Annotated in this window: 22 protein-coding genes and 1 pseudogene; 5 read left to right on the forward strand and 18 right to left on the reverse strand. The window is 60.1% G+C overall.

Annotated elements, in window-relative coordinates; all coding sequences use genetic code 11:
* Both WBR57_RS14695 and pdeM read left to right on the forward strand, forming a co-directional pair.
* Window positions 1–1,363, forward strand: a pseudogene (locus WBR57_RS14695) (DNA ligase-associated DEXH box helicase); the annotation flags it as partial.
* Entirely contained in the window at window positions 1,363–2,013 is a 651-nt protein-coding gene (pdeM, locus tag WBR57_RS14700) for a ligase-associated DNA damage response endonuclease PdeM (RefSeq protein ID WP_424084440.1), read from the forward strand. The pseudogene WBR57_RS14695 and the gene pdeM, both read left to right, overlap by 1 nt.
* A gap of 29 nt (window positions 2,014–2,042) precedes the next feature.
* Here pdeM and WBR57_RS14705 read toward each other — a convergent pair whose 3' ends face one another.
* Together WBR57_RS14705 and dcd are read right to left on the reverse strand one after the other, a co-directional pair.
* Complete coding sequence (locus WBR57_RS14705) at window positions 2,043–2,240, reverse strand: hypothetical protein (protein ID WP_083359791.1); 198 nt, start codon at window positions 2,238–2,240, stop codon at window positions 2,043–2,045.
* A 107-nt stretch (window positions 2,241–2,347) separates the two neighbouring features.
* Window positions 2,348–2,914 (reverse strand): dCTP deaminase, encoded by a 567-nt coding sequence (dcd, locus tag WBR57_RS14710; RefSeq protein ID WP_003189215.1) that lies wholly within the window; start codon window positions 2,912–2,914, stop codon window positions 2,348–2,350.
* Window positions 2,915–3,313: 399 nt separating this feature from the next.
* On the opposite strand from dcd, the gene WBR57_RS14715 reads away from it, so the two are divergent.
* Window positions 3,314–3,523, forward strand: coding sequence for a cold-shock protein (locus WBR57_RS14715; protein WP_002554837.1), 210 nt, complete (start codon window positions 3,314–3,316; stop codon window positions 3,521–3,523).
* A 210-nt stretch (window positions 3,524–3,733) separates the two neighbouring features.
* Here the strand turns inward: WBR57_RS14715 and rpoS are convergent, their stop codons facing one another.
* The 8 genes from rpoS to WBR57_RS14755 all read right to left on the reverse strand — a co-directional run bounded on the left by rpoS (window position 3,734) and on the right by WBR57_RS14755 (window position 10,853).
* Window positions 3,734–4,738 carry an RNA polymerase sigma factor RpoS gene (rpoS, locus tag WBR57_RS14720; RefSeq protein ID WP_025855149.1) on the reverse strand — a complete coding sequence of 335 codons (1,005 nt, stop codon included), beginning with the start codon at window positions 4,736–4,738 and terminating at the stop codon, window positions 3,734–3,736.
* 106 nt (window positions 4,739–4,844) lie between these two features.
* Entirely contained in the window at window positions 4,845–5,681 is an 837-nt protein-coding gene (locus WBR57_RS14725; RefSeq protein ID WP_424084441.1) for a peptidoglycan DD-metalloendopeptidase family protein, read from the reverse strand.
* A gap of 208 nt (window positions 5,682–5,889) precedes the next feature.
* Window positions 5,890–6,525, reverse strand: coding sequence for a protein-L-isoaspartate(D-aspartate) O-methyltransferase (locus WBR57_RS14730; protein ID WP_177343936.1), 636 nt, complete (start codon window positions 6,523–6,525; stop codon window positions 5,890–5,892).
* Window positions 6,526–6,566: 41 nt separating this feature from the next.
* Window positions 6,567–7,316: a 5'/3'-nucleotidase SurE gene (gene surE, locus WBR57_RS14735; protein ID WP_424084442.1), complete on the reverse strand. Its 750-nt coding sequence runs from the start codon at window positions 7,314–7,316 to the stop codon at window positions 6,567–6,569.
* Window positions 7,304–8,362, reverse strand: coding sequence for a tRNA pseudouridine(13) synthase TruD (truD, locus tag WBR57_RS14740; RefSeq protein ID WP_424084443.1), 1,059 nt, complete (start codon window positions 8,360–8,362; stop codon window positions 7,304–7,306). Before truD ends, surE begins: the two co-directional genes overlap by 13 nt.
* A complete protein-coding gene (gene ispF, locus WBR57_RS14745; protein WP_424084444.1) occupies window positions 8,359–8,832 on the reverse strand; it encodes a 2-C-methyl-D-erythritol 2,4-cyclodiphosphate synthase in 474 nt (157 codons plus the stop codon). Before ispF ends, truD begins: the two co-directional genes overlap by 4 nt.
* A gap of 54 nt (window positions 8,833–8,886) precedes the next feature.
* Window positions 8,887–9,732 (reverse strand): S-formylglutathione hydrolase, encoded by an 846-nt coding sequence (fghA, locus tag WBR57_RS14750; RefSeq protein WP_424084445.1) that lies wholly within the window; start codon window positions 9,730–9,732, stop codon window positions 8,887–8,889.
* 8 nt (window positions 9,733–9,740) lie between these two features.
* The gene (locus WBR57_RS14755; protein WP_424084446.1) at window positions 9,741–10,853 is read right to left on the reverse strand and encodes an S-(hydroxymethyl)glutathione dehydrogenase/class III alcohol dehydrogenase; all 1,113 of its coding nucleotides are present in this window, start codon (window positions 10,851–10,853) and stop codon (window positions 9,741–9,743) included.
* Window positions 10,854–10,962: 109 nt separating this feature from the next.
* Here WBR57_RS14755 and WBR57_RS14760 point away from each other — a divergent pair, with 109 nt between their 5' ends.
* Both WBR57_RS14760 and WBR57_RS14765 read left to right on the forward strand, forming a co-directional pair.
* Entirely contained in the window at window positions 10,963–11,859 is an 897-nt protein-coding gene (locus tag WBR57_RS14760; RefSeq protein WP_424084447.1) for a LysR substrate-binding domain-containing protein, read from the forward strand.
* 69 nt (window positions 11,860–11,928) lie between these two features.
* Window positions 11,929–14,967, forward strand: coding sequence for a membrane-targeted effector domain-containing toxin (locus WBR57_RS14765; protein ID WP_424084448.1), 3,039 nt, complete (start codon window positions 11,929–11,931; stop codon window positions 14,965–14,967).
* Window positions 14,968–14,970: 3 nt separating this feature from the next.
* Here the strand turns inward: WBR57_RS14765 and ispD are convergent, their stop codons facing one another.
* From ispD to dnaE, 8 genes are all read right to left on the reverse strand, one after another.
* The gene (ispD, locus tag WBR57_RS14770; protein WP_424084449.1) at window positions 14,971–15,681 is read right to left on the reverse strand and encodes a 2-C-methyl-D-erythritol 4-phosphate cytidylyltransferase; all 711 of its coding nucleotides are present in this window, start codon (window positions 15,679–15,681) and stop codon (window positions 14,971–14,973) included.
* Entirely contained in the window at window positions 15,678–15,956 is a 279-nt protein-coding gene (gene ftsB, locus WBR57_RS14775) for a cell division protein FtsB (protein WP_049709653.1), read from the reverse strand. The genes ispD and ftsB overlap by 4 nt, the downstream gene beginning before the upstream one ends.
* A gap of 184 nt (window positions 15,957–16,140) precedes the next feature.
* Window positions 16,141–17,430, reverse strand: a complete 1,290-nt coding sequence (eno, locus tag WBR57_RS14780; RefSeq protein WP_424084450.1) for a phosphopyruvate hydratase — start codon at window positions 17,428–17,430, stop codon at window positions 16,141–16,143.
* A gap of 157 nt (window positions 17,431–17,587) precedes the next feature.
* Window positions 17,588–18,433 (reverse strand): 3-deoxy-8-phosphooctulonate synthase, encoded by an 846-nt coding sequence (gene kdsA, locus WBR57_RS14785; RefSeq protein ID WP_010563535.1) that lies wholly within the window; start codon window positions 18,431–18,433, stop codon window positions 17,588–17,590.
* A gap of 5 nt (window positions 18,434–18,438) precedes the next feature.
* A complete protein-coding gene (locus WBR57_RS14790; RefSeq protein ID WP_010212443.1) occupies window positions 18,439–20,070 on the reverse strand; it encodes a CTP synthase in 1,632 nt (543 codons plus the stop codon).
* Between the two features lie 273 nt (window positions 20,071–20,343).
* A complete protein-coding gene (gene tilS, locus WBR57_RS14795; protein ID WP_424084451.1) occupies window positions 20,344–21,654 on the reverse strand; it encodes a tRNA lysidine(34) synthetase TilS in 1,311 nt (436 codons plus the stop codon).
* Window positions 21,655–21,831: 177 nt separating this feature from the next.
* Window positions 21,832–22,779 carry an acetyl-CoA carboxylase carboxyltransferase subunit alpha gene (locus tag WBR57_RS14800; protein ID WP_003172288.1) on the reverse strand — a complete coding sequence of 316 codons (948 nt, stop codon included), beginning with the start codon at window positions 22,777–22,779 and terminating at the stop codon, window positions 21,832–21,834.
* Between the two features lie 129 nt (window positions 22,780–22,908).
* Entirely contained in the window at window positions 22,909–26,430 is a 3,522-nt protein-coding gene (gene dnaE, locus WBR57_RS14805; protein WP_424084452.1) for a DNA polymerase III subunit alpha, read from the reverse strand.
* Window positions 26,431–26,505 lie beyond the last annotated feature (75 nt).

The raw sequence follows: 26,505 nt of genomic DNA on the forward strand, positions 1-26,505 counted from the left end.
GGTGGAAGCGGCGGCGGCGCAGGACGCAATTACCCAGCGCCGCATTGAAGCGCGGGAATCGCCTTACAAGCCGTTGGATGTGCTCGTACAGCATCTGGTGAGCATGGCCCTGGGCGGCGGCTTTACCCCCGACGCCTTGCTGGCGGAAGTCCGCGAGGCCTGGGCCTACCGCGACCTCACCGACGCTGATTGGGCCTGGGCCCTGGGGTTCGTGCGCCATGGTGGCCTGTCGCTGACCGCCTACCCGGATTACCGCCGCGTGGAGCCCGACGAGCACGGCATCTGGCGCGTCCCCGACGCCCGGCTGGCGCGCCGCCATCGCATGAGCGTGGGGACTATTGTCAGCGACGCGAGTATCCAGCTGAAATTCTGGAGCAAGGGCGGCGGCGGCAAAAACCTGGGCAGTGTCGAGGAAGGTTTTATTGCGCGACTCAAGCCCGGTGATGGTTTTTTGTTTGCCGGGCGTTTGCTGGAGTTGGTGCGGGTCGAAAACATGACCGCCTACGTGCGCCGCAGCACCGCCAAAAAAGCCGCCGTGCCGCGCTGGAATGGCGGGCGCATGCCGCTTTCCAATGAGTTGGCGCAAGCCGTGGTGGAACGCTTCGACGCCGCAGCGCATGGGCATTACGAGGGCCCGGAAATGCAGGCGGTGCAACCTTTGTTGCAGACGCAGTTGCGCTGGTCGGGCCTGCCGACGCGCGAACATTTGCTGGCCGAAGATTTAAAGTCGCGGGAGGGATGGCACCTGTTTTTGTACCCCTTCGCCGGGCGCCAGGTTCATCTGGGGCTTGCGAGTCTACTGGCGTGGCGGGTCAGCCAGCGCCAGCCGGTGACCTTTTCGATTGCGGTGAACGATTACGGCCTGGAGCTGTTGAGCGCCACCCCGGTGGATTGGCCGGTTTTATTGAACGAAGCGCTGCTGAGCCCCGAGCATTTGCTCGAAGACGTGATCGCCAGCTTGAACGCCGGGGAGCTGGCCTTGCGGCGCTTTCGCGAGATCGCACGTATCGCCGGGCTGGTGTTCGCCGGTTACCCCGGGGCGCCAAAAAGTACACGCCAGGTGCAGGCGTCCAGTGGGTTGTTCTTCGAGGTGTTCAAGCAATATGACCCGCAGAACCTGTTGCTGACCCAGGCCGGGGAAGAAGTCCTGCGTGATGAGTTGGATATTCGTCGGCTGGAACAGACGTTGCGTCATCTGTCGGCACTGAAACTGAACCTGCACCGCATCGAACGGCCTACGCCCCTGGCCTTTCCCCTGCTGGTGGAACGAATGCGCGAAAGCATGAGTTCGGAAAAACTCTCGGAGCGCATTGCGCGGATGGTCAAGGACCTGGAAAAAGTCGCGGATAACGGGAAGCGCTGATGCATTGCACACTGACACTTGAGGGCGAAGAGCTGTGGCTGATGGCAGACAAGGCCGTGTATTGGCCAGTACGCCAGTGCCTGCTGATCGCCGATGCGCATTTTGGCAAGGCGTCAGCCTATCGCAGCCTGGGGCAGCCGGTGCCCCAAGGCACCACTACCGAGAACCTGCAGCGGCTGGAACGGCTGATAACGGCTTTGCCATGCACCCAGGTGATCTTTCTCGGTGACTTTCTGCACGGCCCCGGCTCGCATGCCAGTGGCACCCTGAGCGCGTTGCGCGGCTGGCGCGCCCGGCATCCCACACTGCCCATGACCCTGATTCGCGGTAATCACGACAAACGCGCTGGCGACCCGCCTGCGGACCTGAACATTGAAGTGGTGCCGGAGCCTCTTCTGCTGGGTCCGTTCGCGCTACAACACGAACCCGACGCCCATCCCAGCCACCACGTGCTGGCAGGGCATGTGCATCCGGTTTATCACCTGCGCGGCAGGGGCCGGCAGCGATTGCGCCTGCCGTGCTTCCAGATCGGAACGCGGGTAAGTCTGCTACCGGCGTTTGGAGCCTTTACGGGAGGCTATGCAGTGGAAGCCGAGAATGAGCACCGGATCTATGTGATCGGCGATCAGGAAGTCTGGCCAGTCCGCTAAGGGACTGACCGGGCTCCTACCCTGCCAGGTCAGGCGACAGGCGCGGGTGGCGGCTCATCTGGAATGGTTGGCACACCGGGTTCGGTGGGCTGTGGGTAGTCTTCATCGGGTTGGCCGGGAATGCCGCCCGCATAGGCGGGGTCGGCCATCAGGGACCAGGCCAGAACGCCAATCTGGTTGGGTTCAAGTCGGGCAAGTTCGGCGCTGATTCGCGGGTCGATCTTCATAAGGTACTCCTCAAGCGTGGCCCGGCGCGTTTTGCACGCGCCGAGGCAGTACACCCAATAGAGTCACTTTCCGCAGACTAATTCCCTTGGCGTGTAGGACCTTTCGATCAAGCGCGTGGGAGAGTGACGCCGCGCTGGCCCTGGTACTTGCCGGCGCGGTCTTTGTAGGACACTTCACAGGCTTCATCGGACTGCAGGAACAGCATCTGCGCCACGCCTTCATTGGCGTAGATCTTCGCCGGCAACGTAGTGGTGTTGGAGAACTCCAGGGTAACGTGGCCTTCCCATTCCGGCTCAAGCGGCGTGACGTTGACGATAATGCCGCAGCGCGCGTAAGTGCTTTTACCCAGGCATATAGTCAACACGTCGCGTGGAATGCGGAAGAACTCCACGGTACGCGCCAGGGCGAAGGAGTTTGGCGGGATGATGCACACGTCGCTTTTTACGTCGACGAAGCTCTTTTCGTCGAAGTTTTTCGGATCGACGATCGCCGAGTTGATGTTGGTGAACACCTTGAACTCATCGGCACAGCGCACATCGTAGCCGTAGCTGGAAACCCCGTAGGAAATCACGCGCTCGTCGCCTTCGCCACGAATCTGGCGCTCGACGAAGGGCTCGATCATGCCGTGCTCTTGCGCCATGCGGCGAATCCACTTGTCCGATTTGATGCTCATGGCGGGTGTCCTGAATAGCGAGGTGGAAAAATTCTGTTGGGCATCTTACCGGGGCCGGCGTTGTGGTTCAAAGGGCCCGGGGCTTTTGTTGATGAATGTCTGACGAATGCGCCCGCCGCTATAAGCCGCAGCCAGCGGGGCCGGGGCCCGGTTGCCGCAGCCGGTGACTGTAAATACCACCGCCAGTCACGAAAATAGAGAAACCTTCGGAAATACCATTGGCACATCCCGGAAAAACGGTTAAGGTGACGTCACTGTGTTGCTTGTGTCACTGAGAATCTCTACACGATATGTTGAATTTCGATCCAACCATCTCCAAGAATTTTTCCTGCTCTTTGCACTCAGTCTCGGCCAGGGCTTTTCCTGAGTCGCAGTTAACTTTGTTCAAGGAGTTACACCATGTCTAATCGCCAAACTGGTACCGTTAAGTGGTTCAACGATGAAAAAGGCTTCGGCTTCATCACTCCACAATCCGGTGACGACCTGTTCGTTCACTTCAAAGCTATCCAATCCGACGGCTTCAAAAGCCTGAAAGAAGGCCAACAGGTTTCTTTCATCGCTACCCGCGGTCAGAAAGGCATGCAAGCTGAAGAAGTTCAAGTTATCTAACTTGTACTGACTTAGTCGAAAAAACCCCGCCCTCAAAGCGGGGTTTTTTTATGCCTGTAATTCGGCAATTCGGCGCTACCGCCAGCGTCATGGTCAGGCACAAAAAATAAGGGAGGGGGCTTGCCCCCGATAGCGGTGGTTCAGTCGATTTTTTAATGACTGTTCCACTGCCATCGGGGGCACGCCCCCTCCCACATTCAAGCTGCGTCGTTATTGAAACAACGACTCACTCGACAAGCCGTTCTTCTCCAGGATCTCACGCAAGCGCTTGAGCCCTTCTACCTGGATTTGCCGCACCCGCTCACGGGTCAGGCCGATCTCCAGGCCTACGTCTTCCAGGGTGCTGCTCTCATGGCCGCGCAGGCCGAAGCGGCGAATCACCACCTCACGCTGCTTGTCCGTGAGTTCCGACAGCCACTGGTCAATACTTTGGGAAAGATCATCGTCCTGCAACAGCTCGCAGGGATCTGTAGGGCGATCATCCGTCAGGGTGTCCAACAGGGTTTTATCCGAATCCGGACCCAGCGAGACGTCGACCGACGACACCCGCTCGTTAAGGCCAAGCATACGCTTGACCTCTCCTACCGGTTTTTCCAGCAGGTTGGCGATTTCTTCGGGCGAAGGTTCATGATCGAGTTTTTGTGTAAGCTCACGCGCCGCCCGCAGGTAAACGTTGAGCTCCTTGACCACATGGATCGGCAGCCGGATCGTACGGGTCTGATTCATGATCGCCCGTTCGATGGTCTGGCGGATCCACCAGGTGGCATAGGTAGAAAAGCGGAAGCCCCGCTCCGGGTCGAACTTCTCCACGGCCCGGATCAAGCCCAGGTTGCCCTCCTCGATCAGGTCCAGCAGCGACAGCCCACGATTGACGTAGCGTCGGGCGATTTTCACCACCAGGCGCAGGTTACTTTCAATCATGCGCTTGCGCCCAGCCGGATCGCCTTTTTGCGACAAGCGCGCAAAATGGACTTCTTCTTCGGGGGTAAGCAGAGGGGAAAAGCCGATTTCATTGAGGTACAGCTGGGTGGCATCGAGCGCCCGTGTGTAATCAATGTATTTGTGTTGCTTTAACGCGGTGGAGTTCTTGGATTTGGTGCGAACTGAAGGTACAGCAGGTCCCTCATTCGACATCGATTCCGTAGCGATGCCGGTCTCCATAAGGAGAACCTCATCGTCGATGTCAAACTCCGGCGCTTCTTTACTGAGAGCCATTGTTATAGTCCTTTGGTGAGTTCGACCTCAAGCTCAAGCGACGCCTTTATCCTTGGCAACGCTGGAGCCTGTTCCTTCTACGTGAGGGAACAGGCTGTGCAACACATCAACGACGGGGTAGGAATTGCAGCGGATCTACAGGCTTCCCTTGACGGCGAATCTCAAAGTGCAGTTTCACCCGGTCTGTACCAGTTGACCCCATTTCGGCAATTGTCTGTCCGACTTTGACCTGCTGCCCCTCCCGAACCAACAGCCTGCGGTTATGACCGTAAGCACTGACGTAGGTATCGCTGTGTTTGATGATGACCAGCTCGCCGTAGCCCCGTAAACCACTCCCGGCGTATACCACTGTCCCATCAGACGCAGCTAAAACAGGCTGTCCCAAATCCCCGGCGATATCAATGCCTTTATTCAAACTACCGTTTGAAGAGAATTTTCCAATCAACACCCCGTTTGAAGGCCACCCCCAACCGGTCGGCGCGGGCCCTGCAGGTGGCAGCGGTGCGGGTGCCGGCTTGCTCGCAACGGTAGGCGCAGCGGTACCTGCAGGCCGGGTAATGATGGTGGTTTTGCTCGACGACGACGGCGAAGATCCAGTGTTTGTCACAACTGTCACCGCCGTTGAACCGGTACGCCCGTCGAAGCGAATGGTCTGACCCGGATGGATGGTATACGGCACCGGAATGTTGTTACGTGCTGCGAGGGCTTTGTAGTCCCAGCCATAACGGAAGGCAATCGAGAACATCGTATCGCCCTTGCGTACCACGTATTGCCCGGTAGTGACCGTCGGCTTTTGCGGGGCCGCACTGTTGCGGTCAACCACCCGTGCACCACTGCTTGGCGAGCTGGAGCACGCCGCCAACAGGGAACTCAAGACAAGGCCAAGCACCAGTCGCTGAAAGCTTGTTTTACTCATACGCTGCGCAAGACCTGTGAGACTCACCCGCCGCTCCCTTTGTGGTGGCTGAACATGAACGCCTGTATCAGGCCTGAAATATGACGCAAGTATAACTGGGCATTGGATTTTTACCGGCACACGACTGAAACGAAAAATTCATCATGTTGAATGTTGTCGTCAATCATGTTGACTCGATAGACCCCGCCGTAAGACACATCCTCACGGGCAGAATTCACTGCCTGCGCACAAATGATCAGGCCAGCGGGCCGTTAAGCAACGGCACAAAGCGCACAGCTCCCAGCACATGCCGGGAAAAGCCGTCGTCCTCACGGATAATGAGCATCAATTGTTGCACTTCGCCGGAACCCACCGGGATGACCAGACGCCCGCCCGGGGCCAGTTGGTCGAGCAATGCTTGCGGAACATCGGTGGCCACCGCCGTGACGATAATGCCGTTGTACGGCGCCAGCGCCGGCCAGCCTTCCCAGCCATCACCCCAGCGGAACACCACGTTGCGCAGGTTCAACTCAACCAGGCGTTCCTTGGCACGGTCCTGCAGCACCTTGATGCGCTCGACTGAGAATACCCGCTCCACCAGTTGCGCCAATACGGCGGTCTGGTAACCGGAGCCGGTGCCGATTTCCAGCACTTTGTCCAGGGGCCCCGCCGCCAGCAGCAGCTCGCTCATGCGCGCAACCATGTAGGGCTGGGAGATAGTCTGGTTATGCCCGATCGGCAACGCCGTGTCTTCATAGGCACGGTGTGCCAGGGCCTCATCGACAAACAGATGCCGCGGCGTACGTCGGATCACTTCCAGCACCTGGGCGTTGGACAAACCCTCTTCGTACAGGCGCTGGATCAAACGCTCGCGGGTACGCTGGGAGGTCATCCCGATACCGCGGCGCAGCAGGTCGTCTTGTTCACGAGCCATCAGCGCAGGTCCTCCAGCCATCCATCGAGACTACTGAAGGCATCACTGAAGGTGCGATCAAATTGCAACGGGGTAATCGAAACATAACCTTGCATCACCGCATGAAAGTCCGTGCCCGGGCCGCCGTCTTCGGCGTCGCCCGCAGCAGCGATCCAGTAGCCTTCCTTGCCACGCGGGTCGACCACCTTCATCGGTGGTTTTGCACGGGCGCGATGGCCCAGACGCGTGAGCTGAATGCCACGGATATGGTCCAGGGGCAAGTTGGGAATATTGACGTTGAGCACCGTGCGCGGCGGCAGGTCCAGGGACCCATGGGCCTCCACCAGCTTGCGCGCGAAATAGGCAGCGGTCGGCAGGTTATCCAATTGGCGCGATGCGAAGGAAAAGGCGAACGCGGTACGCCCCAGGAAGCGCCCCTCGAGGGCTGCCGCCAAGGTACCGGAATACAGCACGTCATCCCCCAGGTTCGCACCAAGGTTGATACCCGACACCACAATGTCCGGTTCCTGCTCCAACAAGCTGTTGATTGCCAGGTGCACGCAGTCGGTGGGGGTGCCGTTGACGCTGATAAAGCCGTTGGCCAGCACCTGCGGGTGCAACGGACGGTCGAGCGTCAGCGAACTGCTGGCGCCGCTCTTGTCCTGGTCGGGGGCAACCACCACGCACTCGGCATAATCCTGCAGCGCAGCATAGAGCGCGGCAAGACCGGGTGCGGTGGCACCGTCATCGTTTGATATCAGAATACGCATGGGTTGTCCGTCTGCCCCACCGGCACCAGATCAACAAGCTCGCGCACCAAGACAGTGGCGAAGCATCCGGCCGGCAGGACGAATTCCAATTGCAGAATGTCCAGCGACGGATAATGCCACGTCAACCCGCCAATGGGCAGTCGCAGAATACGACGTTCCTGGCTCATGCCGGCATTCACCAGCCAATCGCGCAGGTCAGCTTCACTGGCGGCAACCGCCTGCTCCAGCTCAAAGGTTGCGCCCGTCGCCGGCGAGTCACCCTCGCCCCACTGCGGGCCGGTGGGGTGCAGGTCCAGAATCGCCAGGCGCGGATCGCTGCACTCAGCCTCCCCGGCCGGGAAAAAACTGCGGCTGTCGGTGAAAGCCAGCAGGTCGCCGACCTGGGCGCGCTGCCAGGAACCGTCGGCGACACGCGCCGCCAGCACTTTGTTGAACAGGTAGCTGCGCGCGGTGGACAGCAACCGTGAACGCACATTGCGCTGTTCCGGCAGGGCCTTGCGGGCGGCCCACTCGCGGGCGTCGGTGACGTTGCCACCGTTGTGGCCGAAGCGCTGGGCGCCGAAGTAGTTCGGGATGCCATGCTGTGCAATCAGCTGCAAGCGCGCGTCGATGGCGGCGGTGTCGCCGGCCAGCTGAGTCAGGCGCAGGGTGAAACCGTTGGCCGAATGTGCACCACGCTGCAGCTTGCGTTTATGCCGGCCGGTCTTGAGGATCTTGAGCGTGTCGTTTTCCGCGCTGCTCATATCCGGGTCGGCCTTGCCCGGCAGTTGCACGCTGAACCACTGGCGGGTCAACGCCTGGCGGTCCTTGAGCCCGGCATAGCTGACGGTACGCAACGGCACACCGGCGGCCTTGGCGATCCGGCGCGCGGCTTCTTCGGTATTCAGACCGCGCTTTTCCACCCACAGCCACAGGTGTTCACCCTCGCCGCTGAGCGGGATGTCGAGCACCTCGTCGACCTGGAAATCTTCAGCCGTGGCCTTCAGGACTGCGCTGCCCAAAGCCTCGCCGTAGGCCCGCGGACCCAGCAGTTGCAGGTCATTCATGCGCGCAGCAACAAGGCGACGGAGTGCACCGCGATGCCCTCTTCACGACCGGTAAATCCGAGCTTTTCGGTGGTGGTGGCTTTCACGTTGACTTGATCCAATTCAATTTGCAGGTCTGCGGCAATCAACGCGCGCATCGATTCGATATGCGGCGCCATTTTCGGCGCTTGGGCGACGATGGTGGTGTCGACGTTGCCGACCTTCCAGCCTTTGGCATGGATCAGGCCAACCACGTGACGCAGCAATACACGGCTGTCCGCGCCCTTGAACGTTGGGTCGGTGTCTGGAAAGTGCTTGCCGATATCACCCAGCGCCGCCGCGCCGAGCAAGGCATCGCTCAAGGCATGCAAGACAACGTCGCCGTCGGAATGAGCCAGCAACCCATGGTGGTGTGGAATGCGCACGCCGCCCAGGGTGATGAAATCGCCTTCAGCGAAACGGTGCACATCGTAGCCGTGGCCAATACGCATAAAAAAACGCCCCGATTTAATTCAGGGCGTGATTCTACCTACTTTTGCCTCACATTAACCGAGCAAAGCACGACCATGGTGTCGCAAATGATCTTCGATGAAGCTGGCGATAAAAAAGTAGCTGTGGTCATAGCCGGGCTGCAAGCGCAGTTCCAGCGGATGCTGGGCTGCCTTGGCCGCCTGGATCAGCGCTTCAGGCTTGAGCTGCACGGCGAGGAAGTCGTCGCGGTCGCCCTGATCCACCAGCAATGGCAGCTTTTGCGCGGCTTCGCCGATCAGCATGCAGGCATCCCATTCGCGCCATTTGGCGCGCTCTTCGCCCAGGTAACGAGAGAAGGCTTTCTGGCCCCACGGGCAATCCATCGGGTTGTTGATCGGCGAAAACGCCGACACCGACAGATAGCGCCCCGGGTTGCGCAAGGCGCAAATCAGCGCACCATGGCCGCCCATGGAGTGGCCGCTGATGCCGCGCTTACCCGAAGCAGGGAAATGCGCTTCTACCAGCGTCGGCAATTCCTGCACCACGTAGTCGTGCATCCGATAATGCTTGGCCCAGGGTTCCTGCGTGGCATTCAAATAGAAGCCCGCGCCCAGGCCAAAATCCCAGGCATTGTCCGGGTCGCCCGGCACGCCGGGGCCGCGAGGACTGGTATCCGGCGCGACGATGATCAGGCCCAGCTCGGCGGCCATGCGCTGGGCGCCCGCCTTCTGCATGAAGTTTTCATCGGTGCAAGTGAGACCAGACAGCCAGTACAGCACCGGCAACTTGCCGCCCTGCTCCGCTTGCGGCGGCAGGTAGACGGCAAAGGTCATGTTGCAACCCAGCACATCGGAATGATGCTTGTAGCGCTTATGCCAGCCGCCGAAGCTTTTCTGGCACGACAGGTTTTCCAGGCTCATGGGTGACCTCAGAAGTGGATGACGGTGCGGATGCTCTTGCCTTCATGCATCAGGTCAAACGCTTTGTTGATGTCTTCCAGGCCCATGGTGTGGGTGATGAACGTATCCAGCGGGATTTCGCCGGTCTGGGCCATTTCCACATAGCTCGGCAACTCGGTGCGGCCGCGCACGCCGCCAAACGCCGAACCGCGCCAGACGCGACCGGTCACCAGTTGGAATGGGCGGGTAGAGATTTCCTGGCCGGCACCGGCCACACCGATGATCACCGACTCGCCCCAGCCTTTGTGGCAGCACTCGAGGGCTGCGCGCATCAGTTGGACATTGCCGATGCACTCGAAGGAAAAGTCCACGCCGCCATCAGTCAAATCGACAATTACGTCCTGGATCGGGCGGTCGTAGTCTTTCGGGTTGATGCAGTCGGTGGCGCCCAATTGCTTGGCGATTTCGAACTTGGCCGGGTTGATGTCGATGGCAATGATGCGACCTGCCTTGGCCTTGACTGCGCCGATGATGGCCGACAGGCCGATACCGCCGAGGCCGAAGATGGCCACGGTGTCACCCGGCTTGACCTTGGCGGTGTTGATTACCGCACCGATGCCGGTGGTGACGCCACAGCCCAGCAGGCAGACTTTTTCCAGCGGCGCTTCTTTAGCGATCTTGGCCACGGAAATTTCCGGCAGCACGGTGTATTCGGAGAACGTCGAAGTACCCATGTAGTGGAAAATCGGCTGACCCTTGTAGGAAAAGCGCGTGGTGCCATCCGGCATCAGGCCTTTGCCCTGGGTGGAACGGATGGCCTGGCACAGGTTGGTCTTGCCCGACAGGCAGAATTTGCACTGTTTGCATTCCGGGGTATACAGCGGGATCACGTGGTCGCCCACGGCCACCGAGGTCACGCCCTCGCCGATCGCTTCAACCACCGCGCCGCCTTCATGGCCGAGGATCGACGGGAAGATGCCTTCCGGGTCGGCGCCCGACAGGGTGTAGGCGTCGGTATGGCACACGCCGGACGCGACCACCCGCAAGAGCACTTCGCCGGCCTTGGGCATGGCGACATCCACTTCAACAATCTCGAGAGGTTTCTTGGCTTCGAAGGCTACGGCAGCGCGGGACTTGATCATCCAGGTTTCTCCAATGGGCTGAAAAATGATGAGGTGAGTGTAAAACATAGCCCAGTGATGAATAATCCAGACAAAAGCAAAACTTTATTGCTGTACAGGGATAATCACCATGCAGGAAAACCGCTGGGAAGGCATCGACGAGTTCGTCGCCGTGGCTGAATGCAGCCAATTTACGGCGGCAGCTGAACGGTTGGGGGTTTCGTCGTCACATATCAGCCGGCAGGTGGCACGCCTGGAAGAGCGCCTGCAAACGCGCTTGCTGTATCGCAGCACGCGGCGGGTGACGCTGACCGAAGCCGGGCAGACCTTCCTGCAACATTGCCAACGTTTGCAGGATGGCCGCGAAGAAGCCCTGCGGGCGGTGGGCGATCTGGCCAGCGAACCCAAGGGCATGTTGCGCATGACCTGCGCGGTGGCTTATGGCGAGCGTTTTATCGTGCCGCTGGTGACGCGCTTCATGGCGCTTTACCCGCAATTGCGCGTGGATGTGGAGTTGAGCAACCGCCAGTTGGACCTGGTCCACGAAGGGCTGGACCTGGCAATCCGCCTTGGGCGCCTGGCCGACTCGCGGATGGTCGCCAGCCGCCTCGCACCGCGACGTATGTACCTGTGCGCGTCACCGTCCTACCTTGCTCGGTATGGTCGGCCACACAGTGTGTCGGAATTGGGCCGGCATAACTGCCTGATCGGCAGCTCGGACATTTGGCAACTGGCCCAGGACGGACGCGAATTTTCCCAACGGGTACAGGGCAACTGGCGCTGCAACAGCGGGCAAGCGGTGCTGGATGCCGCGCTGCAAGGTGTCGGCCTGTGCCAATTGCCGGATTATTACGTGCTCGAACACCTGCACAGCGGTGCGCTGGTGTCATTGCTCGAAGCCCATCAGCCGCCGAATACCGCGGTGTGGGCGCTGTACCCGCAACAGCGCCACCTTTCGCCCAAAGTGCGCAAATTGGTGGATTTCCTCAAGGATGGCCTGGGCAATCATCCGGTCTATCGGGCATAGACAGCTACCGCCTGCGCAGCGCCTGGATCCGGGTAAATAGCCGTTCCCACTGCACATCCAGGCACACTCATGAACAGCAACGACGCGCAAATCCAGCGTATCAATCACTTCGTCCGCAAGGTCCTGGCGGACTTTCCCGTCCCGACGCAAATCGCCGCCCAGTTGATCCGTGAACACGTGCAACCGCTCACCCAACTCGAACTGGACCCGGACACCACCTTCCTGACCACCCTTGAATACAACACCGACAATCCCAACGCCGCCTATAACGCCGTGGTCATCCAATCCCTGTCGCTGACCCAGGCCATGATCAGCAACGCGCCCGCGCCACCGGGCGGCATGCTGGATACCACGAGTTTTTCCACCACCGCGCCGTACTTCAATATCGTCAGCAAGCTGCCACGCCTGATGGATAACCGTATTCCAGCGATGTTCAACGAAGAATTCATCGTGTCAGGCTGGATCCCGCCCCGGCGCTATGAGGCGCTCTACCTGCAAAGCGAGCCCCAAGTCTACGACCCGAGCACACAATTGGAGATTTCACCCAAGGCTTTCCGGCAAATCGTTCAATCAAGCCACTTTGAGCAAGCCTACGACGAGGCCATTACGCAGTTCTGGAACAAACATCGGGAGAACTACAGCACCTTGATGCGCATTGCCTTCACCAAGGCCTATCTGCAGCAGTTCCAGGAGTTCACCCTGACCGTGGCAGAGCGGCAACTGGCAGCCAGGGCGGCGTGCATCGGGGTCGACAAAGACCACGACAACCTGACACTGGAAGACTTCCTCACGCCCTACCGCCTTGATCCGAACCTGACCCTGCGGGTATTGCGTATTCACAATAGCGAGTCCACCGACATCCTCACCATCACCGATAACCGCAGCCAGGTTTCGCTGCTCTACATCCCCGGCAACTCCTCACCCTTGCATGGTTTCAACACCCCGGCAGACATGCGCAAATGGCTGGTGGAAGCAGCCCGGGACGCGACTCAACGCAAAATGCTGACCAACCACTTCGACGAGGACAACGTCGATTCCGGCCTGGTGTATAGCGGCGTTGAAGAGGCGCTGGTGGGCATGCTGGTCTATCCAGAACCAGCAACCGCCCCGGGCCTCTTCAACAGCCTGCTGCACAATAACTACTGGAACCCCGAGCATTACATCAATAACCCGACGTACCCGTCGCTGGGCAGCAACCCATTTGAGTTCACGGCGCGGCAGATCCGGTTGCGCATCGCCAAGCTGGCAGCGCGCAGCATTACCTCGCCCCTTGATACCTTCAAGGCCAACACCCTCGACGCCATGGAAAAAGCCTGCATCCTGGCCATCCCCGTGGCACTGGCCATGGGCAACGCACTGCTGGCGGAGTTTTGCTTTGTGACTTCAGGTGCAACCGAGATGGTGATCGGCGCCGATGACATGTTGCGCGGCAAACCCCATGCCGCGCAACGCCTTGTATTTGGCGCGCTTAACGCGCTGCCGGTGGCGGTTCACGGCGTTGCCAAAGGCGTCAGAAGCCTGGAAAACCTGCGCCCCAGGCTAGGCTTGGCGACCCGCCAGGATGATGGCCGGATCAGCGTCACAGTGATCCCGGACACACCCGCTGCGGGCAGCACCGAAAGCCATATCTTGAGCCCTGCGATTCGACCCACCGGGTTGCAGACCATCAGGATTAACGGTGACCTGTTCCTGACCTACAAGACGCCTAACGCATTGGGCTTCTTCGAACTCTTCGTGACGTCGCCCAGCGCCCCCGGCACGCTGCAATCCACCGGCCTGTATGCGCTCCAGAGTGCCGACATGAATTGGCGGCGTGCCGGGCTGGCTGGCGGCGGCGCGTTTCGTAATGCCTGGCAACGGATCTACACATTGTTGGGGGGGCCGGAACACTCAACCCTCTACAGTGCCTACGAGATGCCACCGCCCGTGCGCGGCACCCTTTCAAGCATGCTCACCAACGCCAGCTCGTTCTCGGAAAACCTTGAACCGGTGGGCAGCGACGCCCAGCCCATAAGGGACGCGCGCAAGGTGTTCTTCGAAAAAAGAATCAAGTTGTCCGAAGACGCCGAGGTGTTCTTTGCCAATAGGCCGTTTTCACCGATGCAGCCCATGCTACCAAGGCTCAGCTTGAATGAGTCACAACCGAGCATCATTCAAAAACTGCTGCACGCCTGCGACGGCCTGGTGATCGGCGAAAGCCACGGCGCCGTGGCGAGCAAGGCCTTCCTGATCGATAACATGCAGCTGCTGGCCAGCCAAGGCGTCAAGCGCCTGTATTTCGAACACCTGCTGACGGATGTGCACATGCCGTTACTCAAGGCGTTCTACCGCTCCCGCAATGCATTGATGCCCGAAGAGCTGAAAGCGTACCTCAATACTATCTACCCGCCTTTGAGCGACCAGCATTTCTCGTTCGTCAATATCGTCACCCAGGCCCGCGACGCTGGCATCAAGGTCCAGCCGATCGACTGCACCGTCAGCTACATGCTCCGCGACCTCCCGGACAGCGCCGACAACTTGCGCCAACGAATGATGAATTACTTCGCCACCGAGGTGATTGAATGGGTGCAGACCACCAAGCCGCGCCCGGGCAAATGGGTCGCATTGGTGGGTGATACCCATACCAATACTTACAAAGGTATTCCCGGGATCGCCGAACTCACCAGCAGCATCGGCCTGCGCATAGAAGATGCAACGGCTGGCGGGCACCTGGGCATCGAAGTCGACACCGGGCGCACTGCCAGCCTGGGCATCGGCAAGGGCCAGGGAACGGTCAAGGCCAACCTGGTGCTGCGGGTTGACAAGGCCACCTTGCAGCGCCCGGCGTCACCGCTGCCGGGCCCCTCACAACTCCTGGCAAACACACCACAGACGCAATTAAGCAAACCCGGTCAATTCATGCTCACCTCGGCCACCCCCACGACCACGGCACACCTTCACTACCGCTCACGTCGAGGCGACTTGCGCGACTTCAGGATTAATCAACAGGGCAGCCGGTACTTCATCAGCGCTCCCGGTTGGGCCGTGGACACGGTACCGTTCGACAGCATTCAAGCGTTGGTAGAGGCGCTCAAAAACTCGACCGGGCTTATGCAGGTGGGCAGCTGAGCATCAAGAAGCCTGGAAAGCCCGGCGCTGACGCAACCACTCAAGGTCTTCCGGGCGGGTGACCTTGATGTTGTCGGAGCGGCCTTCGATCAGGCGCGGCGCATGCCCGGCCCACTCCATGGCGGAGGCTTCGTCGGTGATCACCACGTCCGAAACCAGGCTGTCGGCCAATGCGCGGTGCAGCGCGCCAAGACGGAACATCTGCGGGGTGTAGGCCTGCCAGATCTGACTGCGGTCGACAGTTTCGCTGACACGCCCGTGCTTGTCGGCACGCTTGAGGGTATCGCGCGCCGGCACCGCCAACAAACCGCCGACGGCATCGTCGGCGAGCTCACCCAGCAATTTGTCAAGATCGTCGCGGCCAAGGTTGGGGCGAGCCGCGTCGTGGACCAGCACCCAATCTTCGTCGCTGGCGCCCTGGCCATGCAGGTACAGCAACGCGTTGAGCACCGAACCGGAGCGCTCGTCACCGCCGTCCACACGCACGATGCGCGGGTCGTTGGCACACGCCAGGTTGGGCCAGTAGGGATCATCGACAGCCAGGCTGACCACCACGCCCTTGAGGCCTGGGTGATCGAGGAAACAGCCGAGGCTGTGTTCGAGAATTGTGCGCCCGCCCAGTTGCAGATACTGCTTGGGACGGTCCGCGGCCATACGGGCACCGACGCCCGCGGCAGGAATCACGGCCCAGAAGGCCGGCGAACGGTGATTCATTGGGCCAACTGGTAGAGGGTCTCGCCCTCCTTGACCATGCCCAACTCATGACGAGCCCGCTCTTCAACGGTCTCCGTACCTTTTTTCAGCTCGAGTACTTCGGCATCGAGGACGCGGTTGCGCTCCAGCAGGACCTCGTTTTCGGCATGCTGTGCAGCAATTTGCTCGGTCAGGTCTTTCACCTGCGCAAAGCTGCCATTACCCACCCATAGGCGGTACTGCAGGCCAGCCAGCAACAAGAGCAAGACGAGGAACAACCAATTGGGACTGCGCATCGAATATCGGGTATCCAGTGAAAAAAGACAGCCATGCAAAACTTTTACAACAACGGATAGCACGAAGCCTGGAAAAACCAGGCTTGTGCTTGATAGCCATCAGATTAGCGGCGAATGACACACTGTCGTGAGTTTTCCGACGCAATCCGCTGACTTTTTAACATGCTTTACCATCAAGTAGCGATCAGCCGCGAAACTCGCCACGACCGTTGTACTTGGCCTTGCCCGCCAGTTGCTCTTCGATACGCAGCAATTGGTTGTACTTGGAAACGCGGTCGGAGCGGCACAGGGAACCGGTTTTGATCTGGCCTGCCGAAGTGCCCACGGCCAGGTCGGCAATGGTCGAATCTTCGGTTTCGCCGGAGCGGTGCGAGATCACGGCGGTGTAACCCGCAGCCTTGGCCATCTGGATGGCTTCCAGGGTCTCGGTCAGGGTGCCGATCTGGTTGAACTTGATCAGGATCGAGTTGGCGATCTTCTTGTCGATGCCTTCTTTCAGGATCTTGGTGTTGGTCACGAACAGGTCGTCACCCACCAGCTGGATTTTCTCGCCGATCTTGTCGGTGAGGATTTTCCAGCCATCCCAGTCGGACTCGTCCAGGCCGTCTTCGATCGAGATGATCGGGTAGCGCTCGGTCAGACCCTTCAGGTAATCAGCGAAACCTTCGGAGTTGAACACCTGGCCTTCGCCGGACAGGTTGTATTTACCGTCTTCGTAGAACTCGCTCGCCGCGCAGTCCAGCGCCAGGGTCACGTCGGTGCCCAGCTTGTAGCCAGCGTTGGCCACAGCTTCGGAGATCACTTTCAGTGCATCTTCGTTGGACGCCAGGTTCGGTGCGAAACCACCTTCGTCACCCACGGCAGTGCTCAGGCCACGGGCCTTCAGTACAGCCTTGAGGTGGTGGAAAATCTCGGTGCCCATGCGCAGGCCTTCGGAGAAGGTCTTGGCGCCGACCGGCTGCACCATGAACTCCTGGATGTCGACGTTGTTATCGGCGTGCTCGCCACCGTTGATGATGTTCATCATCGGTACCGGCATCGAGTACACACCCGGCGTGCCGTTCAGGTTGGCAATGTGCGCGTACAGCGGCAGGTCCTGATCCTGTGCGGCGGCCTTGGCAGCGGCCAGGGACACGGCGAGGATTGCGTTGGCGCCCAGGCTGCCTTTGTTTTCGGTGCCGTCGAGCTTGATCATCGCGTGATCGAGGGCTTTCTGGTCAACCGGGTCCTTGCCCAGCAACAGGTCACGGATCGGGCCGTTGATGTTGGCTACAGCCTTGAGTACACCCTTGCCCAGGTAACGGCTCTTGTCGCCATCACGCAGTTCCAGCGCTTCGCGCGAACCGGTGGAAGCACCGGACGGCGCGCAGGCGCTGCCGATGATGCCGTTATCGAGAAGCACATCGGCTTCGACGGTGGGGTTGCCACGGGAGTCGAGAACTTCACGACCTTTGATGTCGACGATTTTTGCCATTGTTGTAAACACTCCAAAGTTGACGAAAACGACGCAGCTGAAGGAAATCTTTTGACCGACCGCAAGGGTGGAACAACCGGGCAGGCTTGCAGGCGACAAGGCTCAGGCCCGCAGGCCTGAGCGTAAAGCGAGGGAAAGTCTACCGGAGAAATGGCGCTTACGCGGTCTCTACCGTCGGAAAACTCTTGACCAGTTCATCCAACTGCTTGAGCTGAGCCAAAAACGGCTCCAGCTTGTCCAGGCGCAGCGCGCATGGGCCGTCGCATTTGGCGTTGTCCGGGTCCGGGTGGGCTTCCAGGAACAGGCCGGCCAGCGACTGGCTGATACCCGCCTTGGCCAGGTCCAGCACCTGGGCACGCCGCCCGCCCGCGGAATCGGCGCGACCACCGGGCATTTGCAGCGCGTGGGTCACGTCGAAGAACACCGGGTATTCGAACTGTTTCATGATGCCGAAACCGAGCATGTCCACCACGAGGTTGTTGTAGCCGAAGCTCGAACCACGCTCGCAGAGGATCAACTGGTCGTTACCCGCTTCGACGCATTTGTTCAGGATGTGTTTCATTTCCTGGGGCGCGAGGAACTGGGCTTTCTTGATATTGATCACAGCGCCGGTCTTGGCCATCGCAACGACCAGATCGGTCTGGCGCGACAGGAAGGCCGGCAGCTGGATGATGTCGCACACCTCGGCGACCACGGCAGCCTGCTCAGGCTCGTGGACGTCGGTGATGATCGGCACGCCGAAGGCTTGCTTGATGTCCTGGAAGATCCGCATGCCTTCTTCAAGGCCCGGGCCGCGGTAGGAGGTCACGGACGAACGGTTGGCCTTGTCGAAGCTGGCCTTGAACACGTAAGGGATCCCCAGTTTCTGGGTAACCTTCACGTACTCTTCACAGACCTGCATCGCCATGTCGCGGCTTTCCAGCACGTTCATGCCGCCGAACAGCACCATGGGCTTGTCGTTGGCAATCTCGATGTCGCCTACGCGAATGATCTTCTGGGCCATCAGGGTTACGCCTTCTTCTGATGTTGCGTCAGTGCTGCTTTGACGAAACCGCTGAACAACGGGTGACCGTCGCGCGGCGTCGAGGTGAACTCAGGGTGGAACTGGCAGGCCACGAACCAAGGATGATCCGGCGCCTCGACCACTTCAACCAGCGCGCCATCACCGGAGCGCCCGGAGATTTTCAGGCCGGCCTCTTTGATCTGCGGCAGCAGGTTGTTGTTCACTTCGTAGCGGTGACGGTGACGCTCGACGATCACGTCCTTGCCATAGCAATCGTGAACCAGCGAGCCCGGCTCCAGCAGGCAGTCCTGTGCGCCAAGGCGCATGGTGCCGCCCAGGTCGGACGCTTCGGTACGGGTCTCAACGGCGCCGGTGGCGTCTTCCCACTCGGTGATCAAGCCCACGACCGGGTGGCCGCTCTTGCTGTCGAACTCGGTGGAGTTGGCGTCTTTCCAGCCCAGCACGTTACGGGCGAACTCGATGACGGCCACTTGCATGCCCAGGCAGATACCCAGGTACGGCACCTTGTTTTCACGGGCGTACTGCACGGCGGTGATCTTGCCTTCCACGCCACGCAGGCCGAAACCGCCTGGAACGAGGATCGCATCCACACCTTCGAGCAGCGCGGTGCCCTGGTTCTCGATGTCTTCGGAATCGATGTAGCGCAGGTTGACCTTGGTGCGGTTGCTGATACCGGCGTGGCTCATCGCTTCGATCAGCGACTTGTACGCGTCCAGCAGTTCCATGTACTTGCCGACCATGGCGATGGTGACTTCATGCTCAGGGTTGAGCTTGGCGTCGACCACGGCTTCCCACTCGGACAGGTCCGCGCCGTTGCACTGCAGGCCGAAACGCTCGACCACAAAATCGTCCAGGCCTTGCGAATGCAGGATGCCCGGGATCTTGTAGATGGTGTCGGCGTCTTCCAGGGCAATCACCGCACGCTCTTCAACGTTGGTGAATTGCGCGATCTTGCGACGCGAGGAGATGTCGATCGGGTGGTCCGAGCGGCAGACCAGCACGTCCGGCTGCAGGCCGATGGAACGCAGTTCCTTGACCGAGTGCTGGGTAGGCTTGGTTTTGGTTTCGCCGGCAGTGGCGATGTACGGCACCAAGGTCAGGTGCATCAGCATCGCGCGCTTGGCGCCGACTTCGAAGCGCAGCTGGCGGATGGCTTCGAGGAACGGTTGGGATTCGATGTCACCCACGGTGCCACCGATCTCGACCATCGCCACGTCGGCATCGCCTGCACCCTTGATGATGCGGCGCTTGATTTCGTCGGTGATGTGCGGGATCACCTGGATGGTTGCACCCAGGTAGTCACCACGGCGCTCTTTGCGCAGCACGTGCTCGTAGACACGGCCGGTGGTGAAGTTGTTGTTCTGGGTCATGGTCGTGCGGATGAACCGCTCGTAGTGGCCCAGGTCCAGGTCGGTCTCGGCGCCGTCGTGCGTGACGAACACTTCACCGTGCTGGAACGGGCTCATGGTGCCCGGGTCAACGTTGATGTACGGGTCCAGCTTGAGCATGGTGACCTTAAGTCCCCGCGCCTCCAGGATGGCCGCCAATGAAGCGGAGGCAATGCCTTTCCCCAATGAAGAAACAACACCGCCCGTGACGAATATGTAGCGCGTCATGAAAAACCCTAGAAGTCTGCGTTAAAGCGGTCCGAGCCGCCGGGGAAAGCGAAGGAAGGCCGAAGCCCCCGATCACCTGCATTAATCACAGTGCACCTTTCAAAAAAACCGCCGCGTTGTGACAGACCAGCAATGGAACACCGGTACGTTGATCGCTACACATTTTTTGGAATCGCCCAGCAAAGACTGCTTGGTAATCGGCAACTGCTGCGATTCAGGCGAATCCACAGAAGTTGTATCAAGAAGGGAGCGTAGTCTACCGGAAAGGCTCTATCAGCTCAAACCTTGATCGCAGGTCTGTGGCACCCAATGCAATTGCCAGTCACCCGGAGGCAGGGTCCATAGTCCCGCAAGGCTTGGGACCGCGAGCAATTGCTCACCCTGATACAGCAGCGGCAATCTGCCACGGACGAAGCCCGGCAACCCACTTTCGTTAAGCAAGCGCTTCAAGTCGCGTCGGCCCCGACCTGGCACTACGATGCTTTCGCCACCTTGTCGATAACGGATCGCGAGCGGGCCCTCGGGGGCGCTGCCGATTATTCTAAGTTGGCCATTGCCGGGTAACTCTAGTGGGTTTTGTGGTTCAGGCCAGCTCACCGGCGCGTCGGAAAATTCCGACCACGACGCGGGTAGCCACCAGATGCGCTCACCGCAACGCTGCAGCTCGCCATCGGCCAGGCGCCATATGGGCTGGGCGTCGCCTTTGGCATCACGCAGGGAATGCCAACTGGCCCAGTGGTCGCTGTCGGGTAAACGAGTCAGCGGGTTCAGCCAATGACGCACGGCATTGCGCTGGCGAGCGTCGGAAAGCGCGCGCAATGGCGCAAGGGCCAATGACGGCAACGCCAGCCAGGGAAACGCCGAAGGCTGGTCGGCAGCGTGCAGGTCCAGCACGGCCAACTCATCGAGCAGCCCCTGGGCTTCGCTCAGGTGTCCGGCGGTGCGGGCCAGGCTCGTTACGGCCTGGGGCCAGCGTTCGGTGATGGCGGGGAGCACACGATGGCGCAGGTAATTGCGCGAGAAGCGCAGATCGGCGTTGGAGGGGTCTTCGATCCACTGCAATTGATGCTCTTGGGCGTAGGCTTGCAATTCAACACGCGAAGCATCCAGCAGCGGCCGCACCAAGTGCCCACTCGCCAACCCTCGGCAGGCAGGCATTGCCGCCAGCCCGCGCACTCCAGCCCCGCGCAAAAGGCGGAACAGCAGGGTTTCAGCCTGATCGTCACGATGCTGGCCTGTCAGCAGCACCTCCCCTGCCCCGAGCACCTCAGCGAACGCCTGATAACGCGCGTCACGCGCCGCCTGTTCAAGACTGGCGCCTGGCAGCACCTGCACGCGCATCACCTGCAGGGGCACGCCTAGGCCGTCACATACCGCCTGGCAATGACTTGGCCAGGCGTCAGCGACCGCTTGCAGGCCATGGTGAACATACACAGCACGCAGAGGTGGAATATTGGCCAGCGAGGCCAGGAGATGCAGCAGGACGGTGGAATCCAGCCCGCCGGAAAAAGCGACCTGCCAGACCGGGGCGTTGCGCCACGGGGCCAGGGATTGAAGGAGTCTGGCGGATAGAGCCGGCTTCATAACAAAGTACCGCCATCAATCTGGAGTGCGATAACCCAGCATACACAAGCAAATGTGGGAGCGGGCTTGCTCGCGAAATCGGTGTGCCAGTCACTGAACATGTTGACTGATATACCGCATTCGCGAGCAAGCTCGCTCCCACATTAGTACCGCAGTGTCTGCCGGATCAGGGTTTGATCAGAGACCGTAGCTCATCAAGCGCTCATAACGACGGGCCAGCAGCGCTTCGTTATCGAGCTTCTTGAGCATCGCCAGTTGCGAGCCCAATTCAGCGCGGATGGTCGCAGCAGCGGCGGCCGGGTCGCGGTGGGCGCCGCCCAATGGCTCGGCGATGACTTTATCGACGATGCCCAGGCCTTTGAGGCGATCAGCAGTGATGCCCATGGCTTCAGCAGCATCCGGCGCCTTTTCTGCGGTTTTCCACAGGATCGAGGCGCAACCTTCCGGCGAGATCACCGCGTAGGTCGAATACTGCAGCATGTTCAGTTGGTCGCAAACGCCAATCGCCAATGCGCCGCCGGAACCGCCCTCACCGATGACGGTGGCGATGATCGGGGTTTTCAGGCGCGACATGACACGCAGGTTCCACGCGATGGCTTCGCTCTGGTTGCGTTCTTCGGCGTCGATCCCCGGGTAAGCACCCGGGGTGTCGATGAAGGTCAGGATCGGCATTTTGAAGCGCTCGGCCATTTCCATCAGGCGGCACGCCTTGCGGTAGCCTTCAGGGCGCGGCATGCCGAAGTTGCGGCGGACTTTTTCACGCACTTCACGGCCTTTCTGGTGACCGATCACCATCACAGGCTGGTCGTCCAGGCGAGCGATACCGCCGACGATGGCCGCGTCGTCGGAGAAGTGGCGGTCGCCATGCAACTCGTCGAACTCGGTGAAGATGTGCTGAATGTAGTCCAGGGTGTAAGGACGGCGCGGGTGGCGGGCCAGGCGCGCGATCTGCCAGCTGGTCAGCTTGCCGAAGATGTCTTCGGTGAGCGTGCTGCTCTTGTCTTGCAGGCGAGCGATCTCATCGCCGATATTCAGCGAATTGTCATTGCCGACCAGGCGCAATTCTTCAATCTTGGCTTGCAGGTCAGCGATCGGCTGTTCGAAATCAAGAAAATTCGGGTTCATAAGCGTCCGTCTTGGGTCGACGGCCAAGGAGTGCCTGGCCAGCCGGTTGTCTATTCGCGCCCTACCTTAAGGGAGAGGCGCGTTTAGGTCGAGATTAAATGTTCAGCCGAGGTCAGACATATCTGACCGTCAACGGTATTGGAGGAAGACGTTGTCTCGCCCGAACTGGTCACGCAAAGCTTGAATCAAGCCATCAGCGGGATCAATTCGCCACGTCTCGCCAAACTGCAACATCGCCTTGGCGTCATTGCCGGTGTACTCCATGGTCACCGGGCACGCGCCACGGTGGCGTTTGAGCAAATCACCCAACCAGCGTAGCTGATCGCCCTTGAGCGCTTCGGTTTTGACCTTCAAGCGCAGGCTTTCGGCCAGGTTGGTACGCGCATCTTCCATGCTCATTACCCGCTTGATCCGCAGGCGCAGGCCGCCGGAGAAGTCGTCGTTGCTGACCTCCCCTTCCACCACCACCATGGCATCGGTCTGCAGCAGCGACTGCGCGGAATGGAACGCGTCGGCGAACAGCGACGCCTCGATCCGGCCCGAGCGGTCATCAAGGGTGATAAAGCCCATCTTGTCGCCCTTTTTGTTTTTCATCACGCGCAGGGCGATGATCATGCCGGCGACGGTCTGGGTGTCCCGCGCCGGTTTCAGGTCGATGATGCGCTGGCGGGCGAAACGGCGGATTTCACCTTCGTACTCGTCAATCGGGTGACCGGTGAGGTACAGGCCCAGGGTGTCTTTTTCGCCCTTGAGGCGCTCCTTGAGGGTCAGGTCCTTGGCCTTGCGGTGGTTGGCGTACACATCCGCATCTTCTTCGACAAACAGCCCGCCAAACAGGTCGGCGTGGCCGCTGTCATGGGTGCGGGCCGTTTGCTCGGCCGCCTTGATCGCCTCTTCCATGGCGGTCAGCAGCACCGCACGGTTGCGGTCGATATTCGCCTGGTAAGCCTTCGGCTCATCATGGAAGTACGGCCCAAGGCGGTCGAGGGCGCCGCTGCGGATCAAACCATCGAGGGTGCGCTTGTTGATACGTTTGAGGTCGACCCGCGCGCAGAAGTCGAACAGGTCCTTGAACGGCCCGTCCTGACGCGCTTCGGTGATCGCCTCCACCGGGCCTTCGCCCACGCCCTTGATCGCGCCCAGGCCATAAATGATGCGGCCTTCGTCGTTCACCGTGAACTTGAACTCCGAGGCGTTCACGTCCGGCGCGTCGAGGCGCAGCTTCATGGTGCGCACTTCCTCGATCAAGGTCACGACCTTGTCGGTGTTGTGCATGTCCGCCGAGAGTACCGCGGCCATGAACGGCGCCGGGTAGTGGGCTTTCAGCCAGGCGGTCTGGTACGACACCAGGCCGTAGGCGGCGGAGTGGGATTTGTTGAAGCCGTAACCGGCGAACTTTTCCACCAGGTCGAAAATGTTACCGGCCAGGTCGGCATCGATATTGTTGGTCGCGCAACCTTCAATGAAACCGCCGCGCTGCTTGGCCATTTCCTCGGGTTTCTTTTTACCCATGGCACGCCGCAGCATGTCCGCACCGCCGAGGGTGTAGCCGGCCATGACCTGGGCGATCTGCATCACCTGTTCCTGATACAGGATGATGCCGTAGGTCGGCGCCAGTACCGGCTTGAGGCCTTCGTACTGGTAATCGGAGTGCGGGTACGCCAGCTCGGCGCGGCCGTGCTTACGGTTGATGAAGTCGTCCACCATGCCCGATTGCAGAGGGCCCGGACGGAACAAGGCCACCAGTGCGATCAAGTCTTCCAGGCAGTCGGGCTTGAGCTTTTTGATCAGCTCTTTCATGCCGCGCGACTCAAGCTGGAACACCGCCGTGGTCTCGGCTTTTTGCAGCAGGGTATACGTCGGTTTGTCGTCCAGCGGGATAAACGCGATATCCAGCGGTTCTTCATTAACCTTGGCGCGATCGCGGTTGATCGTCTTAAGGGCCCAGTCGATGATGGTCAGGGTCCGCAGGCCGAGGAAGTCGAACTTCACCAGGCCGGCCGCTTCCACGTCATCCTTGTCGAACTGGGTGACCAGGCCACCGCCTTCTTCATCGCAATAGATCGGCGAAAAGTCGGTCAGCTTGGTCGGTGCGATAACCACACCACCGGCGTGCTTACCGACGTTACGCACCACGCCTTCAAGCTTGCGCGCCATGTCCCAGATTTCGGCAGCTTCTTCATCAATCTTGATGAAGTCGCGCAGGATTTCTTCCTGCTCGTAGGCTTTTTCAAGGGTCATGCCGACTTCGAACGGAATCATCTTCGACAGACGATCCGCCAGGCCGTAGGACTTGCCCTGCACCCGTGCTACGTCACGGATTACAGCCTTGGCCGCCATGGAACCGAACGTGATGATCTGGCTCACCGCGTTGCGGCCGTATTTCTCGGCCACGTATTCGATCACGCGGTCGCGACCGTCCATGCAGAAGTCGACGTCGAAGTCGGGCATGGATACCCGTTCCGGGTTCAGGAACCGCTCGAACAGCAGGTCATATTCCAGCGGGTCAAGGTCGGTAATCTTCTGCACGTAGGCTACCAGCGAGCCAGCACCTGACCCCCGACCCGGACCTACCGGTACGCCATTGTTTTTGGCCCACTGGATAAAGTCCATTACGATCAGGAAGTAACCGGGAAAGCCCATCTGGATGATGATATCCAGCTCGAAATTCAGCCGATCGACGTAGACCTGGCGCTTGGCCTCGTAGTCCTCAGTGGTGTCCTTGGGCAGCAGGACGCTGAGGCGCTCCTCCAGGCCGTCGAACGAGACTTTGCGGAAATATTCATCAATGGTCATGCCATCGGGAATCGGGAAGTTGGGCAGGAAGTGCTTGCCCAGCTTCACTTCGATATTGCAGCGCTTGGCGATCTCGACGGAGTTTTCCAGGGCCTCGGGCAGATCGCTGAACAGCTCGGCCATCTCCTCGGCGCTTTTCAGGTACTGCTCTTCGCTGTAGTTTTTCGAACGGCGCGGATCATCCAGGGCTCGGCCTTCGCCGATGCACACGCGGGTCTCGTGGGCTTCAAAATCTTCCTTCTTGATAAAGCGCACATCGTTGGTCGCAACCAGGGGCGCGCCCAGCTTGTCGGCCAGGGCCACGGCGGCGTGCAAGTGCTCTTCATCGTTGGGCCGGTTGGTACGCTGGACTTCCAGGTAGAAGCGGTCGGGGAAAACGGCCATCCACTCGCGGGCCAGCCCTTCGGCTTCGTGCGGGTTGCCGCCCAGCAGCGCGATACCGACCTCGCCCTCTTTGGCCGCCGACAACATGATCAGGCCTTCGCTGGCCTCGGCGACCCATTCGCGCTCGATGATGATCGAGCCATTGCGCTGGCCATCGATAAAACCGCGGGAAATCAACTCGGTGAGGTTGCGATAACCCGCGCCGTTCATCGCCAGCAGGCTGATGCGGCTCAAAGGGTTGTCCGGGTCTTTATTCGACAGCCACAGGTCGGCGCCGCAAATCGGCTTGATACCGGCGCCCATTGCATTCTTGTAGAACTTGACCAGCGAACACATGTTGTTCTGATCGGTCACCGCGACCGCAGGCATGTTCATGCCCACCAGGGTTTTGACCAGCGGTTTGATCCGTACCAGGCCGTCGACCAGGGAGTATTCAGTGTGCAGGCGCAGGTGAACGAATGAAGCCGGCATAGTGATCCTGTTCAAATACGTGGAGACAACAAGGCCCGGATTGTACCGGGCCTGGAGCAAAACATCAGCCTTGCG

This window comes from Pseudomonas sp. (assembly GCF_049590575.1).
Taxonomy (GTDB): Bacteria; Pseudomonadota; Gammaproteobacteria; order Pseudomonadales; family Pseudomonadaceae; genus Aquipseudomonas.

What these genes read in the sequence shown, in the direction of transcription:
- pdeM (WP_424084440.1), top strand. Translation starts at nt 1,363, where the DNA reads ATGCATTGCACACTGACACTTGAGGGCGAAGAGCTGTGGCTGATGGCA.
- WBR57_RS14705 (WP_083359791.1), bottom strand. Translation starts at nt 2,240, where the DNA reads ATGAAGATCGACCCGCGAATCAGCGCCGAACTTGCCCGACTTGAACCC.
- dcd (WP_003189215.1), bottom strand. Translation starts at nt 2,914, where the DNA reads ATGAGCATCAAATCGGACAAGTGGATTCGCCGCATGGCGCAAGAGCAC.
- WBR57_RS14715 (WP_002554837.1), top strand. Translation starts at nt 3,314, where the DNA reads ATGTCTAATCGCCAAACTGGTACCGTTAAGTGGTTCAACGATGAAAAA.
- rpoS (WP_025855149.1), bottom strand. Translation starts at nt 4,738, where the DNA reads ATGGCTCTCAGTAAAGAAGCGCCGGAGTTTGACATCGACGATGAGGTT.
- WBR57_RS14730 (WP_177343936.1), bottom strand. Translation starts at nt 6,525, where the DNA reads ATGACCTCCCAGCGTACCCGCGAGCGTTTGATCCAGCGCCTGTACGAA.
- surE (WP_424084442.1), bottom strand. Translation starts at nt 7,316, where the DNA reads ATGCGTATTCTGATATCAAACGATGACGGTGCCACCGCACCCGGTCTT.
- truD (WP_424084443.1), bottom strand. Translation starts at nt 8,362, where the DNA reads ATGAATGACCTGCAACTGCTGGGTCCGCGGGCCTACGGCGAGGCTTTG.
- ispF (WP_424084444.1), bottom strand. Translation starts at nt 8,832, where the DNA reads ATGCGTATTGGCCACGGCTACGATGTGCACCGTTTCGCTGAAGGCGAT.
- fghA (WP_424084445.1), bottom strand. Translation starts at nt 9,732, where the DNA reads ATGAGCCTGGAAAACCTGTCGTGCCAGAAAAGCTTCGGCGGCTGGCAT.
- WBR57_RS14755 (WP_424084446.1), bottom strand. Translation starts at nt 10,853, where the DNA reads ATGATCAAGTCCCGCGCTGCCGTAGCCTTCGAAGCCAAGAAACCTCTC.
- WBR57_RS14760 (WP_424084447.1), top strand. Translation starts at nt 10,963, where the DNA reads ATGCAGGAAAACCGCTGGGAAGGCATCGACGAGTTCGTCGCCGTGGCT.
- WBR57_RS14765 (WP_424084448.1), top strand. Translation starts at nt 11,929, where the DNA reads ATGAACAGCAACGACGCGCAAATCCAGCGTATCAATCACTTCGTCCGC.
- ispD (WP_424084449.1), bottom strand. Translation starts at nt 15,681, where the DNA reads ATGAATCACCGTTCGCCGGCCTTCTGGGCCGTGATTCCTGCCGCGGGC.
- ftsB (WP_049709653.1), bottom strand. Translation starts at nt 15,956, where the DNA reads ATGCGCAGTCCCAATTGGTTGTTCCTCGTCTTGCTCTTGTTGCTGGCT.
- eno (WP_424084450.1), bottom strand. Translation starts at nt 17,430, where the DNA reads ATGGCAAAAATCGTCGACATCAAAGGTCGTGAAGTTCTCGACTCCCGT.
- kdsA (WP_010563535.1), bottom strand. Translation starts at nt 18,433, where the DNA reads ATGGCCCAGAAGATCATTCGCGTAGGCGACATCGAGATTGCCAACGAC.
- WBR57_RS14790 (WP_010212443.1), bottom strand. Translation starts at nt 20,070, where the DNA reads ATGACGCGCTACATATTCGTCACGGGCGGTGTTGTTTCTTCATTGGGG.
- tilS (WP_424084451.1), bottom strand. Translation starts at nt 21,654, where the DNA reads ATGAAGCCGGCTCTATCCGCCAGACTCCTTCAATCCCTGGCCCCGTGG.
- WBR57_RS14800 (WP_003172288.1), bottom strand. Translation starts at nt 22,779, where the DNA reads ATGAACCCGAATTTTCTTGATTTCGAACAGCCGATCGCTGACCTGCAA.
- dnaE (WP_424084452.1), bottom strand. Translation starts at nt 26,430, where the DNA reads ATGCCGGCTTCATTCGTTCACCTGCGCCTGCACACTGAATACTCCCTG.